This is a genomic window from Atlantibacter hermannii (assembly GCF_009907385.1).
In the GTDB taxonomy this organism is placed as follows: Bacteria; Pseudomonadota; Gammaproteobacteria; order Enterobacterales; family Enterobacteriaceae; genus Atlantibacter; species Atlantibacter hermannii_A.
In genome coordinates, this window is record NZ_JAAATR010000049.1 from 38194 (window position 1) to 52529 (window position 14336).

The following is a 14336-nucleotide window of genomic DNA, read 5'->3' on the forward strand; positions in this document are numbered from 1 at the left end:
AGAGGATAAGGTAATGCAAGTTATTCTGCTTGATAAAGTAGCAAACCTGGGCAGCCTGGGTGATCAGGTTAACGTTAAAGCGGGCTACGCTCGTAACTTCCTGGTGCCACAGGGTAAAGCTGTTCCGGCTAACAAGAAAAACGTTGAGTTTTTCGAAGCACGTCGTGCTGAACTGGAAGCCAAACTGGCTGACGTTCTGGCCGCTGCTGAAGCGCGCGCTGAGAAAATCAACGCACTGGAATCCGTTACTATCGCGTCTAAAGCAGGCGACGAAGGTAAACTGTTCGGTTCCATCGGTACTCGCGACATCGCTGACGCTGTGACTGCAGCTGGCGTTGAAGTGGCTAAGAGCGAAGTTCGTCTGCCGAACGGCGTTCTGCGTACCACTGGCGAACACGAAGTGGACTTCCAGGTTCACAGCGAAGTGTTTGCTAAGCTGATCGTAAACGTGGTTGCTGAATAATTCGTTATTCACATCAACGTGTAAAAACGCCGACGTATGTCGGCGTTTTGCATTTCTGGCGGGTAAATCCCAATTCCGCCGTGCACCCATTTTTGAGGGTGGCTATTCTCTGAACAATCATTGATAATAAACTGAAACGTTATTTTATCTTTGGTGAGTGGAATGGACGCTGTTTGCCCAACCCCTGTATTTGCTCGTAAAAATGTCGCTTTCGCCTGTGCCACGCTGTGCTGTCTGCTGTGGGGAAGCTCTTATCCGGCCATCAAAAGCGGTTACGAAATCTTCCAGATCGCAACCGACGATATCCCTTCGAAAATCGTTTTTGCGGGTTACCGCTTCCTGTTTGCAGGGTTGCTGCTGTTGCTGTTCGCAATGGCGCAGCGCAAGCCCATCGCCCGCCTGAAGCCGCGTCAGTGCGGTCAACTGGCCATGCTGGGTTTAACCCAAACCACGCTCCAGTACACATTCTTTTATATCGGCCTGGCCTTCACCACCGGCGTGAAAGGCTCAATCATGAATGCTACCGGCACGTTCTTCAGCGTATTGCTGGCGCACTTTATCTATCACAACGACAAGCTGAGTTATAACAAAGCCATTGGCTGCGTGCTGGGTTTTGCCGGCGTGATGATTGTTAACTTTAACGGCGGGATGAGCGACTTCACGTTTAGCCTGATGGGCGATGGTTTCGTGGTGCTGGCGGCCTTTATTCTGTCTGCGTCCACCCTGTACGGAAAGCGCATTTCGCAAACCGTCGATCCCACCGTGATGACCGGCTACCAGTTAGGTTTTGGCGGGCTGGTGCTGATTGTGATTGGCTATATGACGGGCGGGACGCTGGAGGTTCACGGATTCGCCTCGGTGGCGATTTTAGGCTATCTGACGCTGCTGTCATCCGTCGCCTTTGCCCTGTGGAGCATTTTGCTGAAGTACAACCGCGTCAGCATGATCGCCCCGTTTAACTTTGTGGTTCCGGTGGCGGGCACCGCGCTGTCGGCTATTTTCCTGTCCGAAAACATTCTTGAATGGAAATACGCGCTGGCGCTGCTTCTGGTGTGCTCGGGCATCTGGTGGGTTAACAAGATGCCGAAGGGGAGTGAGTGATCACTCCCATCATGATCAGCGGACGCGGATAAAGCTGCCGTCCGGCTGGCGGGTAAACAGCACCTGCTTATCGTTGCCGACCTCAATCGTTAAACCGGTTACCACGCCGCTCGCGTTCTGGCGTATCTGCACCATCTGGCCGGTCTGCAGCGTGCTGAGCGGCTTGCCGTCTCCTTCAACCTGCGCCATGGCGTAAACGTCCGCTGGCGGCAAATTGTGGTCGCGGAACAGTTGCGCCATGGTTTTCCCTTCTTCCACGCGATACGTGCGCCATTGCTGCTCAATATCATTATTCTGGAACGGCTGCGGCGCAGATTCTGCGGGCGCGGGCTCTGACCCGGGCGTCTGTGTCGCCTGGGTCTGCGGCGGCGGAGTGGTGAGTTCAGCTTGCATTGGCGGCTGAGATGAGGATTGAAGATCGAGCTGGGCATCGCGCCGTACCTGGGGTTGCTCAGGCTGCGCAGCGGGCCAGAGAAAACAAATCACAATCACCAGCGCCGCAATAATAATGCCGCGACGATGAAAAGGGGGGAGCGGGTCCATCAGCCGGACATGGTCCGGCGCGTGCCAAATCCGCGAAAGGGTAGGTTTGATTGCGAATCGTCCGGGCATGCTCTTCTCCTGCGCATTGTAAGGCGTGCGGCAATCTCCGCTTTTAACCAGTATATATGTAACTGATTGATGACGGTAACAATGTGGCCTTTCGTGACATCTTATCTGTGATCCTGCGGTCTTAAGCCATCGGTTTTAGTACCAAACCGATCTATCCCGCGCATGCAGGATCATTTTACCCTAAACAGCTGGGCTGTTATGCTGCCCGCTACTTTTTATCAGCATGAAAGGAAAATCCATGACGACCCCTTCTTTTGACAGCATCGAATCCCAGGCAAGCTACGGCATTGGTTTGCAGGTTGGGCAGCAACTGCGTGAATCCGGGCTGCAGGGTCTGCTGCCGGAAGCGCTGGTCGCGGGTCTGCGTGACGCACTGGATGGCAATCAACCTGCTGTACCGGTCGATGTGGTGCACCGCGCCCTGCGTGAGATCCACGAGCGCGCCGATGCGGTGCGTCGTGAGCGTCAGCAGGCGATGGCGGCGGACGGCCAGAAATACCTGGACGAAAACCGCGAGCGTGAAGGCGTGAACAGCACTGAATCCGGCCTGCAGTTCCGCGTACTCACTCAGGGCGAAGGCCCGATCCCGGCGCGTAAAGATCGCGTGCGCGTACACTACACCGGCAAGCTGATCGACGGCACCGTGTTCGACAGCTCCGTGATGCGTGGCGAACCGGCTGAATTCCCGGTGAGCGGCGTTATTCCTGGCTGGATTGAAGCCCTGACCCTGATGCCTGTGGGTTCCAAATGGGAACTGACCATCCCACAAAACCTGGCCTATGGCGAGCGCGGCGCTGGCGCATCCATCCCACCGTTCAGCACCCTGATTTTCGAAGTCGAGTTACTGGAAATTCTGTAACCCCGCATACCGCCCCCGTTTCGGCGGGGGTAAATAACGGAAATAATAATAATTGTGGTGCTTTCTCCTGATTGCGCCCCCGTTCCGGGTGTTTTCATGAGATGCTTTGCAAGGTAATAGTGATTTAACACTCATTTTAAACATTTAATTAACATAACGTTAAAATCGCAGTACTCAACCCTCCGATTGTTACCTAATATCGATGATGTTTTTGAGGGGCATCGTCACTTCATTATGCATTTACAGGCCATCAGAGCCTGAACAACACAGACAGGTACAGGAATTCAACATGGTAGATCAAGTCAAAGACGCAGACGTTGCTGAGGCACCGGCTGAGCAGTCGCTACGGCGTAATCTTACAAACCGTCATATCCAGCTTATTGCCATCGGCGGCGCCATCGGCACCGGGTTATTTATGGGTTCTGGCAAAACCATCAGCCTCGCAGGGCCGTCGATTATTTTCGTTTATATGATCATCGGTTTTATGCTGTTTTTTGTGATGCGCGCGATGGGGGAATTATTACTTTCCAATCTGGAATATAAATCGTTCAGCGATTTCGCTTCGGATCTGCTCGGGCCGTGGGCCGGTTATTTTACCGGCTGGACCTACTGGTTCTGCTGGGTGGTGACCGGCATGGCAGACGTGGTGGCGATTACCGCCTATGCGCAGTTCTGGTTCCCTGAGCTTTCCGACTGGGTGTCGTCGCTGGCAGTGGTTCTGCTGTTGCTGGGGCTTAACCTCGCTACCGTGAAGATGTTCGGTGAAATGGAGTTCTGGTTCGCGATGATCAAAATCGTCGCTATTGTGGCGCTGATTATTGTCGGCGTAGTGATGATTGCCACCCACTTTACTTCTCCAACGGGCGTTGAAGCCTCGTTAGCGCATCTGTGGAATGACGGCGGCTGGTTCCCGAAAGGCATTAGCGGCTTCTTTGCCGGGTTCCAGATAGCGGTATTTGCGTTCGTGGGTATCGAACTGGTGGGCACCACCGCAGCGGAAACCAAAGATCCGGAAAAATCGCTGCCGCGCGCCATCAACTCGATTCCGATTCGTATCATCATGTTCTACGTGTTTGCGCTGATCGTGATTATGTCGGTCACCCCGTGGAGTTCCGTGGTGCCGGATAAGAGCCCGTTCGTTGAGCTGTTCGTGCTGGTGGGCCTGCCTGCCGCCGCCAGCGTGATTAACTTTGTGGTGCTGACCTCTGCGGCCTCGTCGGCTAACAGCGGCGTGTTCTCTACCAGCCGTATGCTGTTCGGCCTGGCGCAGGAAGGCGTGGCGCCAAAAGCGTTCGCTAAACTCTCTAAGCGCGCAGTACCGGCGAAAGGGCTGACTTTCTCCTGTATCTGTCTGCTGGGCGGCGTGGTGATGCTGTACGTTAACCCGAGCGTGATCGGCGCGTTCACCATGATCACCACGGTGTCAGCGATCCTGTTTATGTTCGTCTGGACCATCATCCTGTGCTCTTACCTGGTGTACCGCAAACAGCGCCCGCATCTGCACGAGAAATCAATCTACAAAATGCCGCTCGGCAAGCTGATGTGCTGGGTATGCATGGCGTTCTTCGTGTTTGTGCTGGTGCTGCTGACGCTGGAAGATGATACTCGTCAGGCGCTAATCGTCACGCCGCTGTGGTTCATCGTACTGGGTCTGGGCTGGTTGTTTATCGGCAAGAAACGTCTGGCGAACTTCCAGAAATAAGACAAAAAAAGGGCCATCAATGATGGCCCAATAAGGACTTCCGATGGCGCTCGACGGGCGCCTTATTTTTCTCCAGCGAGGGCACGCGGAAAAAGAACGTTGTTTTCCAGGCTGATGTGATTCATCAGATCGTCAATCAGCTCATTAATGCCGTTGTACATCGCTTTCCACGTGGTGCAGGCTTCCGGCGGCGGCGTGACGTTATTTGTGGTGTGCTTGATCACTTCCAGCAGTTCGCCCGCCTCATCATGCTCACTCTCCATGACCGTAATCGGCCCGGTCGCGTGGCTGCCCATTCCCTGTTTGATCATCGGAAACAGGATCTGCTCTTCTTTCATCATGTGGCTGGACAGCTCTTCATGCAGCATGGTCAGGTATTTGGTCAGGCCTTTCGGCACGTTAGGCTTATCGGCGTGCACGCGTTCCACTTTGGTGGCCTGGTAAATCAATTCCGGCAGCTGTTCGCGGTGGCGATCATGGTAACGCACAATAATGTGATCGATGATTTCGACCAGCGGCGCGGTACGCCACTCTTTTTCCAGCGGTTCGTCCGCCAGCGCGGTCAGTTCCGCTTCGATGGTATCGAGATCCAACTCCTGGCGAGTCGCCGCGCGTAGCAGAGTCTGTTTGCCGCCGCAGCAGAAGTCGAGATTGTATTTACGGAACAGGGCAGAAGCGCGGGGAATGGTTAAAGCCAGTTCACCTAAAGGTTGGTCACGGAAGGCCATAGCGTTTACCTCAATCATCAGAATATAAGATGCATTTTAAATGCATCTTTTAAGGAAAGCTATAACCCTTTTGAGTCAGCAAAAAAAAACCGACGCGGTTTGCGCCGGTTTGCGATCACGATCCCGGTGTGACGGGCATGACGGCGGGTTGTGTTTTTTGCGGCCTGGCGCGTACTGCCAGCACCACGCCAGCCACCAGCAGCAGAATGCCCAGCGCGGTAATCAGCGGCGGCGGGCTCTGGCGCATCAGGAAGGTATAAAGCAGGCCGGCGAGCGTCTCAAATACGATTAACGGCCCGAGGATCACCGTCGGCAACCGCTGGCTGGCTTCGTTCCAGCACAGTGCGCCCACCCAGGAGCACAGCACCGCAATGGCGATCATCAGCGTAATAAACACTGCCGGACGCGGGCCGAAGGGCAGGGCGAAAGAGACCTGCTGGTGAGAAAGCCACAGGCACACCGCGACATAGCCAATCAGCGACATCGGCAACGTCACCAGACCCTGGGCGGTGGCCCACATCATTGGCGGTTTATCGGGGTTTTCCCGCAGCCAGCGGGCATTGCGCAAGGCATACCAGGCCCAGCACACCACCGATACCAGCGCCAGCGCGATCCCGCTGCCGTACCGCCAGAGATCGAAATCCACCACGCCGCCACGCAGTTCGGCATAATTCACCAGCACCAGGCCGATGGCGATAAACAATAAGGAAGGCGCAAGCTGCCGCCACGGGATTTTTCCGTCGCGCTGGCTGTACAGCAGATTGGCGAATACCGGGATCACCACCGGGAGCGTACCGATAATCATGGTGGATACCGGCGCGCCGGTACGCTGGATGGCGCTGGCAAGGCAGACGTAATAAATCAGGTTGCCGACAGCGGAGAGAAACAGCGCGGTCCACCAGTCGCGGGAGGAAAGCTGCATCAGGCGGCGGCGGCCCAGCCAGGCGACAGGGATGGCAATCAAACCGAGCGCCAGATAGCGGCCCGTCGATTGCAACGCCGCCGGGTATTCCGGCACGATCAGCGGCCCCACGAAAATCAGCCCCCACATCAGCCCTGCGGCGAGGGCGAACAACACTCCAGCAAACATGACACATTCCCGTTAAAACAGTGTAACGCCCAGTGTGCGCAGCAACGCCTGAGAATTATTGTATGAGATTGCGCTTTTAGTCTCTGATGACCTGCTTCTGATAGCGCACCGGCGTGATGCCGTAGCGGCGGGTAAACGCGCGCGTCAGGTGAGATTGATCGCTGAGGCCGGTCGCGATGGCGACTTCGGCTGCGGGCATGCCGTTGGTTAAAAATTGCTTGGCACGCCATAGCCGCACCGCCATCAGCATCTGATGGGGCGTAACGTGAAAATGCGCTTTGAACTGACGCAGAAAGTGATACGGACTGAGCGCCGCCTCCTGCGCCAGTTCCTCCAGACCCACCGCATGCATGTAGTTTTCATACACATACTCGCGCACCCGGTCAAAACGGGTTTGCCGGGTGGGGATGTGCCTGCCGCCATGGCGGGCGTAAGGGCGGAAGGCGTCGATAAGATCCAGCACCAGGCCCTGTTGCGCCAGCGGATCGGGCTGGTGCCACAGGTCGTAAATGATCCGCCCGGTCGCCTGGGCGCGTAGCGGGTCGTGGCGCTCGACGTCAGTAAACCACCATTGTTTGACGCCGGTCATTTGCTCCAGCAGCGCTGGTTCGAGATAGATCATCCGGTAGCGCCACCCGCCCTGGGTCTCCGCTTCGCCGGTGTGCAGTTCGTCCGGGTTCATGGTAACCAGGGAATTTACTGCCGCTACGTGATCGGCACCGCGATAGCGAAAGCGTTCGGCGCCCCATTCGATGGTGCCAATGCCAAAGGCTTCGTGAGTGTGGGGTTCAAAGGCAAAGTGGGCGATATGGGCGTGATAAAGCTCAACGCCCGGAATGGCCGCTAAGTGCCGAAACCGGGCGCGATCTTGTTCATCGGTAAACTGTTCTGGTACGCCTTGCACAACTCACCCCCTTAGACTGCTTCTTGTTCATTATAGGGATGAGCTGTGGTATGGCTACGAAAATTAACCACTAATTAACAATTACAGGACGGCCTTCAGGCTGTCATCGATAGTCGTTGTTGGGCGGCCAATCAGGCGGCTTAGCTGATGGCCGTCGTCATACAGCCCGCCTTTGGATGCGCCAACGTCGGAGTCCGCCAGCAGTCTGGCGAAGCCTTCCGGCAGGCCTGCCCCCTGCAATGCGGCGGCGAAATCCGCTTCGCTGAGGTTGTTATACACCACGGTTTTTCCGGTTATCGCGGAGATTTTTTCCGTCAGCTCTGCCAGCGTCCAGGCGCTATCGCCCGCCAGCTCGTACACTTTACCGGCCTGATTATCGAGGCTCAGCACTTTCGCGGCGGCCTCAGCATAATCTTCACGGGTGGCGGAGGCGATTTTGCCCTCGCCCGCGCTGCCGATAAACGCGCCGTGCTCCAGCGCCGCCGGTACGCTCGCCAGATAGTTTTCGCTATACCAGCCGTTACGCAGCAATACATAAGGCACGCCGGATTGCGCCAGAGCGTTTTCGGTTGCCACATGTTCAACGTGCAGCGCCAGCGGCGAGCTATCGGCACGCAGCAGGCTGGTATAGGCGATCAGCTGTACCCCAGCCGATTTCGCTGCATCGATAATGTTGCGATGCTGCACGGCGCGTTGGCCCACTTCGCTGGACGAAATCAGCAGCAGTTTTTCCACGCCCTGTAGCGCCGAAGCCAGTGCCGCCGGGTTGCCATAATCGGCCTCGCGAACCTGAACGCCTTTATCCGCCAGCGCCTGCGCTTTGGCGGGATTACGCACGATCGCCACGAGATCCTGCGCGTTATGGGTTGCCAGCAATTTTTCGATGACCAGTCGGCCCAGATGGCCGGTTGCGCCAGTGACTGCAATCATGATGTGACTCCTTCGAATTTGGTGGGTGTTGTGGCACACTATCACCCTAACTAACTTTTAGTAAGTACGTACAAAAAGGTAAGTATGAAAATGACATCAGCCAACACCCTGACGCAGCAACTGCGCGACGGAAATTTATTTGCCGAGCAATGCCCGTCCCGGGACGTGTTAAAGCACGTCACCAGCCGCTGGGGCGTACTGATCCTGGTGGCGCTGCGCGACGGTACTCATCGCTTTAGCGATTTACGACGCAAAATGGGCGGGGTGAGTGAAAAGATGCTGGCGCAGACCCTGCAATGGCTGGAACAGGATGGCTTTGTGAACCGGGTTTCATACCCGGTGGTGCCGCCGCACGTGGAGTACAGCCTGACGCCGCTGGGCGAGCAGGTCAGCGAGAAAGTCGCGGCGCTGGCGGACTGGATTGAAATGAATTTGCCGCAGGTGATGGCGTCCCGCCATGAACGGGACGCCAGCGCGGCTTAACGGGCGTTCAAATCGAGCTGATACAGCGCAAAGCCGATCTCATCAGTGCCGACGTTTTTCATCGGGTACTGTGCTTTTTGCTGGATAAACGCGGCGGCTTTTGCCCCCGGCGAGGTTTCGAAGCGGATATCCAGCGGCTTATCGCTGTGGATCGGTGCCAGACGCCAGTTGTTATCCGCCGCCGGATGGATCTCCCCGGCCTGTTTGGTTTGCGCGCCAATCCAGGCGGCCAGCACTGAGCGGTTCTCATCCGGCGAGGCGAAGGCGATATGATCGTCGCCAGTGCCGGCAAACTTGCCGCCGTATGCGCGGTAGTTGTTGGTCGCTACCAGGAAAGTCGCGTTCGGGTCGATGGGTTTACCGTTGAACGTCAGCTGCTTAATTCGCTCAGCCTGAGGATTCACTATCTGGCATTCGCCGTCGTACTTCGCGGGCTGGGTGACGTCAATCTGGTAATTCACCCCGTCGATCACATCGAAGTTATAGGTGCGGAAACCGTCCCAGTTAATCAGGCTCTGGGGCTGGCTGTTATTCACATCAATCTGGTTAAACTGCCCGGCGGAGCATTCCAGCCACTCTTTGACCTCTTTGCCGCTGGCTTTCACTACCACCAGCGTGTTCGGGTAGAGATACAGATCGGCGGCGTTACGGAAAGTTAACTGGCCTTTTTCCACCTCCACATAGCTTGCCGGATCGTTTTTACGCCCGCCCACTTTAAACGGCGCGGCGGCGGACAGGACCGGCAGCGAGGCCAGATCCGGATCGCCCTGGATAAAGTGCTCTACATAAGCGCGTTGGGCGTTATTCACCACCTGAACGGTGGGATCGTCCTGCACCAGCGCCAGGTAGCTGTAAAGACTATCGGCGGATTTGCCGATTGGCTGGCTGACGAAATCACGCGTGGCGTCGTGCGAGGGCTTCAGCACCTTCACCAGATCGGCGTCTTCCGCCGCCAGGGATTTTTTCGCGGCGGCGTCGTAAATGGGCCGCGCCAGGGCTTTCGCCTCGTTAACCTGCCACTTTCCGGCATCGTTATTCAGCACCATATCCACCACGCCCAGGTGATCGCCCCACATGCCCGGCATGACCGCAGGCACGCCGTTCAGCGTCCCTTTCTCAATATCCGCGCCTTTGATGGCGGCAAAATCTTTGCCAGGGAACACCGCATGGGCGTGTCCAAACAGAATGGCATCCACGCCGGGCACTTCGCTTAAGTAATACACCGAGTTCTCCGCCAGCGCTTTGTACGGCTCGGCAGACAACCCGGAATGCGCTACCACGACCACCAGATCGGCGCCTTTGGCGCGCATTTCCGGAATGTAGCGACGGGCGGTTTCGGTAATATCGGTGACGGTAACATTGCCGCTCAGGTTGGCTTTATCCCATGTCATGATTTGCGGCGGCACAAAACCGATATAGCCGATGTTCAGGGTATGGGTTTTGCCCTCGCGATCTTTCACCTCGGTGGGTTGGATCAGATATGGCGTAAACAGCGGCTTATTGGTTTTAGCGTCGATAACGTTGGCGTTAACGTACGGATAGTTCGCCCCGGCCAGCGCGTTATGCAGGTAATCGAGGCCGTAGTTGAATTCGTGGTTGCCGAGGTTGCCCACGGCGTAATTCAGGGTGTTCATCGCCGCGAAAACCGGATGCACCTCGCCGTCTTTTAAGCCTTTAGCCGCCATGTAATCGCCCAGCGGGCTGCCCTGAATCAGATCGCCGTTATCCACCAGCACGCTGTTGGCGGCTTCGCTACGGGCGGCGTTAATCAGCGATGCAGTGCGCACCAGTCCGAATTTTTCAGTCGGGGCGTCTTTGTAATAATCGAAATCCATCATGTTGCTATGCAAATCAGTGGTTTCGAGAATGCGTAAATCGACCGTTGCCGCATAGACGTTGGCCGTCACAAGCGTCGCCAGGAGCGTTGCGCTAAACTTAATCATCATCAAGGTCCCTTTTAAGATCTCTGTTGCAAAAAGATATGTATGTATAGGCTGTTGCTTACAGAAATGTGAATCCTGCCATAGATTGATGTAAGGAAATCCAGGCTCTATCACAGATGGCGGAATCAGGCGCAATGCTATATAAAAAGTCATTAGCTAAAACAAAGGGTTAATCAGCGGCAGAAAATGCCTGTCGCTCACGAAGAGGTGGAAGATGTTAGAACAGGTATGCCAGGTGGCGCGTGAGGCGGGAAACGCCATTATGCAGGTCTATCAGGGCGAGAAGCCGATTGTCGCAACCCATAAACTTGACGATTCGCCGGTCACGGCGGCGGACATCGCCGCCCATAAAATCATTGTCGAAGGGCTGAGCAGGCTCACCCCGGATATTCCGGTGCTGTCTGAAGAAGATCCGCCCGCCTGGGAAATCCGTCAGCACTGGCAGCGTTACTGGCTGGTGGATCCGCTGGACGGCACGAAAGAATTTCTGAAGCGCAACGGCGAGTTTACCGTCAATATCGCGCTGATTGAAAACGGGAAGCCGGTACTGGGTGTGGTATACGCGCCGGTAATGAAGGTGATGTACAGCGCCGCCGAAGGCAAGGCGTGGAAAGAGGAGTGCGATATCCGTAACCAAATCCACGTGCGCGATGCCCGTCCGCCGCTGGTGGTGATCAGCCGTTCGCACACCGATGAAGAGTTAAAAGAGTATTTGCAGCAGTTGGGCGAGCATCAAACCACGTCTATCGGTTCATCGCTCAAATTCTGCCTTGTGGCGGAAGGGCAGGCGCAGCTTTACCCGCGTTTCGGGCCGACCTGCATCTGGGACACCGCCGCAGGGCACGCGGTGGCGGTGGCTGCCGGGGCACATGTTCACGACTGGAAGGGCGTCACGCTGGATTACACCCCGCGCGAGTCGTTCCTGAACCCCGGCTTCCGGGTTTCTATTTACTAAGCAACTGTTGCAGCAGGCTCATGACCTGCTGCACTTCCTGCTGGGTCAGCCCGCCGTCTTTGGCGAATTGCACTCGTCCCTGTTTATCCAGCACGACCACCGCCGAGCTTTCCGGCTCCAGCGCCCAGGATTTAGCCACCACGCCATTACTGTCCACGATAAACTGCGACCACGGATAGAGCTTTTTATTATCCTCCAGGCTGCTGCGCACAAACATCGCGCTGCCCGGGATCGCATCATCCGTATTTACGATGGTGGTGGTTTGATAGGTATCGTGGGGCAGTTTGGCGTTTTTGATGGCTTCAATCAGCCCGGCGTTCTTTTCTTTGGCGGAGGTGCGTCCGGCAATATGCTGCACCACTCGCACTTTTCCACTTAACTGCGCGCTGTTCCAGTTTTTGTAGCTAAACTTATCGTTAGTAAGAATCAATTCGCCCCGGTCAGACACGCCGACCGGCGGGACGCGTTGATTATCCTGGAAATTGTGAGCCGATGCCATGAAAGGCAGCAGCAATAGTGCGAGCGTCGCGGCTTTGCGAAGGGTCATTGTACGGATCCTTATTGTTGTTCTCAGCAGGTGATCGGACCACCGGGTCCTGACGTTTTAAGCATATGTGCTAAATACTTTCTTTACCCGCAACCTTGATGCCACTTTGCGGGCGGACGCACATATCCTGAAGAAAATCGCGCTTTATACTGGCTTTTATGAGCTATTGAAAAGAAAACTCTCAAAAACTGTAATAAAACGGTAAATAAACTTAACCACACTGTGTCACCTGACCAATCTGGTCTATAGTCAACTGGCAACAAAATTTGCGCCTTATTCATGACGGGCCGATTGTGGCACCGCCGGGGCGTAACACTAAGCAGGAGTAGAAAAAAGTGAAAATATTCCAACGTTATAACCCCCTTCAGGTGGCTAAATACGTGAAGATCCTGTTCCGTGGACGGTTATATATCAAGGACGTAGGCGCTTTCGAGTTTGATAAGGGCAAGATCCTTATCCCGAAAGTAAAGGACAAACAGCACCTTTCGGTGATGTCCGAAGTCAACCGTCAGGTTTTGCGTCTCCAGACCGAGATGGCTTAACCCTTTAAGTCGTACGTGAGTATTACCTGTGCAGTTATCAAAACGGCCCCGATGGGGCCGTTAGTGTTTCTGGGATCAGGAAGCGGTGGTTTCTTCCGGCTTGCGCGGCACCAGTACGGTGGGCTTGTTATCAATGCGGGTCACCAGTAGCTGGTCGATGCGGTAGTTATCAATGTCCACCACTTCGAACTTATAGCCGGAGAACTTCACCGAATCGGTGCGTTTGGGGATTTTACGCAGCATAAACATCATAAAGCCGCCGATGGTCTCGTAGTTACCGGACTGTGGAAACTCATCAATATCCAGCACGCGCATCACGTCATCAATCGGCGTTCCGCCGTCAATCAGCCACGAGTTCTCATCGCGCGCCACGATTTGCTCTTCCAGCCCCTGGCCGACTAAATCGCCCATCAGGGTGGTCATCACGTCGTTCAGCGTGATGATGCCTACCACCAGCGCATATTCGTTCATGATCACCGCGAAGTCTTCCCCGGCGGTTTTGAAACTTTCCAGCGCTTCGGAGAGGGTCAGCGTATCGGGGACGATCAGCGTGTTGCGGATTTGTACCCCGCTGGTCAGCGCCAGGCTCTGGTTGCCCAGTACCCGGTTCAGCAGCTCCTTGGAATCGACATAACCGACGATATGGTCAATATCGTCATTGCACACCAGGAACTTGGAGTGCGGATGGTCGGCGATTTTACTCTTCAGGCTCTGTTCATCTTCATGCAGATCGAACCAGACGATATTTTCACGCGAGGTCATGGATGACGGCACGGTGCGCGATTCCAGCTCAAACACGTTTTCGATCAGCTCGTGCTCCTGCTTACGCAACACGCCGGCCAGCGCTCCGGCTTCCACCACGGCGTAAATGTCATCGGAGGTGATATCGTCTTTACGCACCATCGGCAGTTTGAAGATGCGGAAAATCACGTTGGCAAGGCCGTTAAAGAACCACACCAGCGGGCGGAACACGAACAGACAGAAGCGCATCGGGTTGATGATACGCAAAGCAATCACTTCAGGCGCAATCATACCGATGCGTTTCGGCGTCAGGTCGGCGATAAGAATAAACGCGCCGGTGACCAGCGAAAACGACATAATAAAGCTCAGTTGCTCCGCCAGTTCAGGGGAGACGAAGCCGTCAAAGATTTTATGAAAAGCCGGTGAAAACGCCGCATCGCCGACGATACCGCCGAGAATCGCTACCGCGTTAAGACCAATCTGCACCACGGTAAAGAACATGCCGGGGTTTTCCTGCATCTTCAGCACGCGCAGGGCGTTGATGTTGCCTTCATCGGCCATCAGTTTGAGTTTTATCTTGCGGGAGGCGGCCAGCGAGATCTCCGAAAGCGAGAAAAACGCACTGACGCCGATGAGACAAAGTATTAATAAAATACTGTTTAACATAGTTTATCCGGCTTCAGCCAGATCCTCGGAAGGGAAGTGAAAGTACCATTAGAAATAATGCGATAAATAC

15 protein-coding genes are annotated in these 14336 nt (G+C 55.3%); 7 read left to right on the forward strand and 8 right to left on the reverse strand.

What is annotated here, in order from left to right; all coding sequences use genetic code 11:
* Positions 1 to 13 precede the first annotated feature (13 nt).
* Together rplI and GV764_RS13755 are read left to right on the forward strand one after the other, a co-directional pair.
* Positions 14 to 463 (forward strand): 50S ribosomal protein L9, encoded by a 450-nt coding sequence (rplI, locus tag GV764_RS13750; RefSeq protein ID WP_125294182.1) that lies wholly within the window; start codon positions 14 to 16, stop codon positions 461 to 463.
* A gap of 162 nt (positions 464 to 625) precedes the next feature.
* Positions 626 to 1564: a DMT family transporter gene (locus GV764_RS13755; protein ID WP_161660649.1), complete on the forward strand. Its 939-nt coding sequence runs from the start codon at positions 626 to 628 to the stop codon at positions 1562 to 1564.
* Positions 1565 to 1579: 15 nt separating this feature from the next.
* Here the strand turns inward: GV764_RS13755 and GV764_RS13760 are convergent, their stop codons facing one another.
* Positions 1580 to 2176 carry a LysM-like peptidoglycan-binding domain-containing protein gene (locus GV764_RS13760; RefSeq protein WP_161660650.1) on the reverse strand — a complete coding sequence of 199 codons (597 nt, stop codon included), beginning with the start codon at positions 2174 to 2176 and terminating at the stop codon, positions 1580 to 1582.
* Between the two features lie 238 nt (positions 2177 to 2414).
* Between GV764_RS13760 and fklB the strand changes: the two genes are divergently transcribed.
* Together fklB and cycA are read left to right on the forward strand one after the other, a co-directional pair.
* Complete coding sequence (gene fklB, locus GV764_RS13765) at positions 2415 to 3035, forward strand: BamJ family beta-barrel-assembly machinery protein (RefSeq protein WP_161660651.1); 621 nt, start codon at positions 2415 to 2417, stop codon at positions 3033 to 3035.
* 289 nt (positions 3036 to 3324) lie between these two features.
* Positions 3325 to 4737 (forward strand): D-serine/D-alanine/glycine transporter, encoded by a 1413-nt coding sequence (gene cycA, locus GV764_RS13770; protein ID WP_161660652.1) that lies wholly within the window; start codon positions 3325 to 3327, stop codon positions 4735 to 4737.
* 62 nt (positions 4738 to 4799) lie between these two features.
* Here cycA and ytfE read toward each other — a convergent pair whose 3' ends face one another.
* From ytfE to GV764_RS13790, 4 genes are all read right to left on the reverse strand, one after another.
* A complete protein-coding gene (gene ytfE, locus GV764_RS13775; RefSeq protein ID WP_161660653.1) occupies positions 4800 to 5465 on the reverse strand; it encodes an iron-sulfur cluster repair protein YtfE in 666 nt (221 codons plus the stop codon).
* Between the two features lie 115 nt (positions 5466 to 5580).
* Positions 5581 to 6555, reverse strand: coding sequence for a DMT family transporter (locus GV764_RS13780; RefSeq protein WP_161660654.1), 975 nt, complete (start codon positions 6553 to 6555; stop codon positions 5581 to 5583).
* Positions 6556 to 6631: 76 nt separating this feature from the next.
* Positions 6632 to 7459: an AraC family transcriptional regulator gene (locus GV764_RS13785; protein WP_161660655.1), complete on the reverse strand. Its 828-nt coding sequence runs from the start codon at positions 7457 to 7459 to the stop codon at positions 6632 to 6634.
* Between the two features lie 81 nt (positions 7460 to 7540).
* Positions 7541 to 8389 (reverse strand): SDR family oxidoreductase, encoded by an 849-nt coding sequence (locus tag GV764_RS13790; RefSeq protein WP_161660656.1) that lies wholly within the window; start codon positions 8387 to 8389, stop codon positions 7541 to 7543.
* Positions 8390 to 8473: 84 nt separating this feature from the next.
* Here GV764_RS13790 and GV764_RS13795 point away from each other — a divergent pair, with 84 nt between their 5' ends.
* On the forward strand, positions 8474 to 8872 hold the full coding sequence (locus GV764_RS13795; RefSeq protein ID WP_125294191.1) for a winged helix-turn-helix transcriptional regulator: 399 nt from the start codon (positions 8474 to 8476) through the stop codon (positions 8870 to 8872).
* Here the strand turns inward: GV764_RS13795 and GV764_RS13800 are convergent.
* Positions 8869 to 10815 (reverse strand): bifunctional 2',3'-cyclic-nucleotide 2'-phosphodiesterase/3'-nucleotidase, encoded by a 1947-nt coding sequence (locus GV764_RS13800; protein ID WP_161660755.1) that lies wholly within the window; start codon positions 10813 to 10815, stop codon positions 8869 to 8871. The genes GV764_RS13795 and GV764_RS13800 overlap by 4 nt on opposite strands.
* A 214-nt stretch (positions 10816 to 11029) precedes the next feature.
* Here GV764_RS13800 and cysQ point away from each other — a divergent pair, with 214 nt between their 5' ends.
* On the forward strand, positions 11030 to 11770 hold the full coding sequence (gene cysQ, locus GV764_RS13805) for a 3'(2'),5'-bisphosphate nucleotidase CysQ (RefSeq protein ID WP_161660657.1): 741 nt from the start codon (positions 11030 to 11032) through the stop codon (positions 11768 to 11770).
* Here cysQ and GV764_RS13810 read toward each other — a convergent pair.
* Positions 11760 to 12317, reverse strand: coding sequence for a YtfJ family protein (locus GV764_RS13810; protein ID WP_125294193.1), 558 nt, complete (start codon positions 12315 to 12317; stop codon positions 11760 to 11762). The genes cysQ and GV764_RS13810 overlap by 11 nt on opposite strands.
* A gap of 335 nt (positions 12318 to 12652) precedes the next feature.
* Between GV764_RS13810 and GV764_RS13815 the strand changes: the two genes are divergently transcribed.
* Complete coding sequence (locus GV764_RS13815; protein ID WP_004857160.1) at positions 12653 to 12859, forward strand: DUF1107 domain-containing protein; 207 nt, start codon at positions 12653 to 12655, stop codon at positions 12857 to 12859.
* 75 nt (positions 12860 to 12934) lie between these two features.
* On the opposite strand, the gene paeA is transcribed toward GV764_RS13815, so the two are convergent.
* Positions 12935 to 14266 carry a polyamine export protein PaeA gene (gene paeA, locus GV764_RS13820; RefSeq protein ID WP_161660658.1) on the reverse strand — a complete coding sequence of 444 codons (1332 nt, stop codon included), beginning with the start codon at positions 14264 to 14266 and terminating at the stop codon, positions 12935 to 12937.
* Positions 14267 to 14336 lie beyond the last annotated feature (70 nt).

Coding starts and splice junctions, on each gene's coding strand:
- GV764_RS13760 (WP_161660650.1), bottom strand. CDS start 2,176: ATGCCCGGACGATTCGCAATCAAACCTACCCTTTCGCGGATTTGGCAC.
- GV764_RS13780 (WP_161660654.1), bottom strand. CDS start 6,555: ATGTTTGCTGGAGTGTTGTTCGCCCTCGCCGCAGGGCTGATGTGGGGG.
- cysQ (WP_161660657.1), top strand. CDS start 11,030: ATGTTAGAACAGGTATGCCAGGTGGCGCGTGAGGCGGGAAACGCCATT.
- cycA (WP_161660652.1), top strand. CDS start 3,325: ATGGTAGATCAAGTCAAAGACGCAGACGTTGCTGAGGCACCGGCTGAG.
- ytfE (WP_161660653.1), bottom strand. CDS start 5,465: ATGGCCTTCCGTGACCAACCTTTAGGTGAACTGGCTTTAACCATTCCC.
- paeA (WP_161660658.1), bottom strand. CDS start 14,266: ATGTTAAACAGTATTTTATTAATACTTTGTCTCATCGGCGTCAGTGCG.
- rplI (WP_125294182.1), top strand. CDS start 14: ATGCAAGTTATTCTGCTTGATAAAGTAGCAAACCTGGGCAGCCTGGGT.
- GV764_RS13810 (WP_125294193.1), bottom strand. CDS start 12,317: ATGACCCTTCGCAAAGCCGCGACGCTCGCACTATTGCTGCTGCCTTTC.
- fklB (WP_161660651.1), top strand. CDS start 2,415: ATGACGACCCCTTCTTTTGACAGCATCGAATCCCAGGCAAGCTACGGC.
- GV764_RS13795 (WP_125294191.1), top strand. CDS start 8,474: ATGAAAATGACATCAGCCAACACCCTGACGCAGCAACTGCGCGACGGA.
- GV764_RS13790 (WP_161660656.1), bottom strand. CDS start 8,389: ATGATTGCAGTCACTGGCGCAACCGGCCATCTGGGCCGACTGGTCATC.
- GV764_RS13755 (WP_161660649.1), top strand. CDS start 626: ATGGACGCTGTTTGCCCAACCCCTGTATTTGCTCGTAAAAATGTCGCT.
- GV764_RS13800 (WP_161660755.1), bottom strand. CDS start 10,815: ATGATTAAGTTTAGCGCAACGCTCCTGGCGACGCTTGTGACGGCCAAC.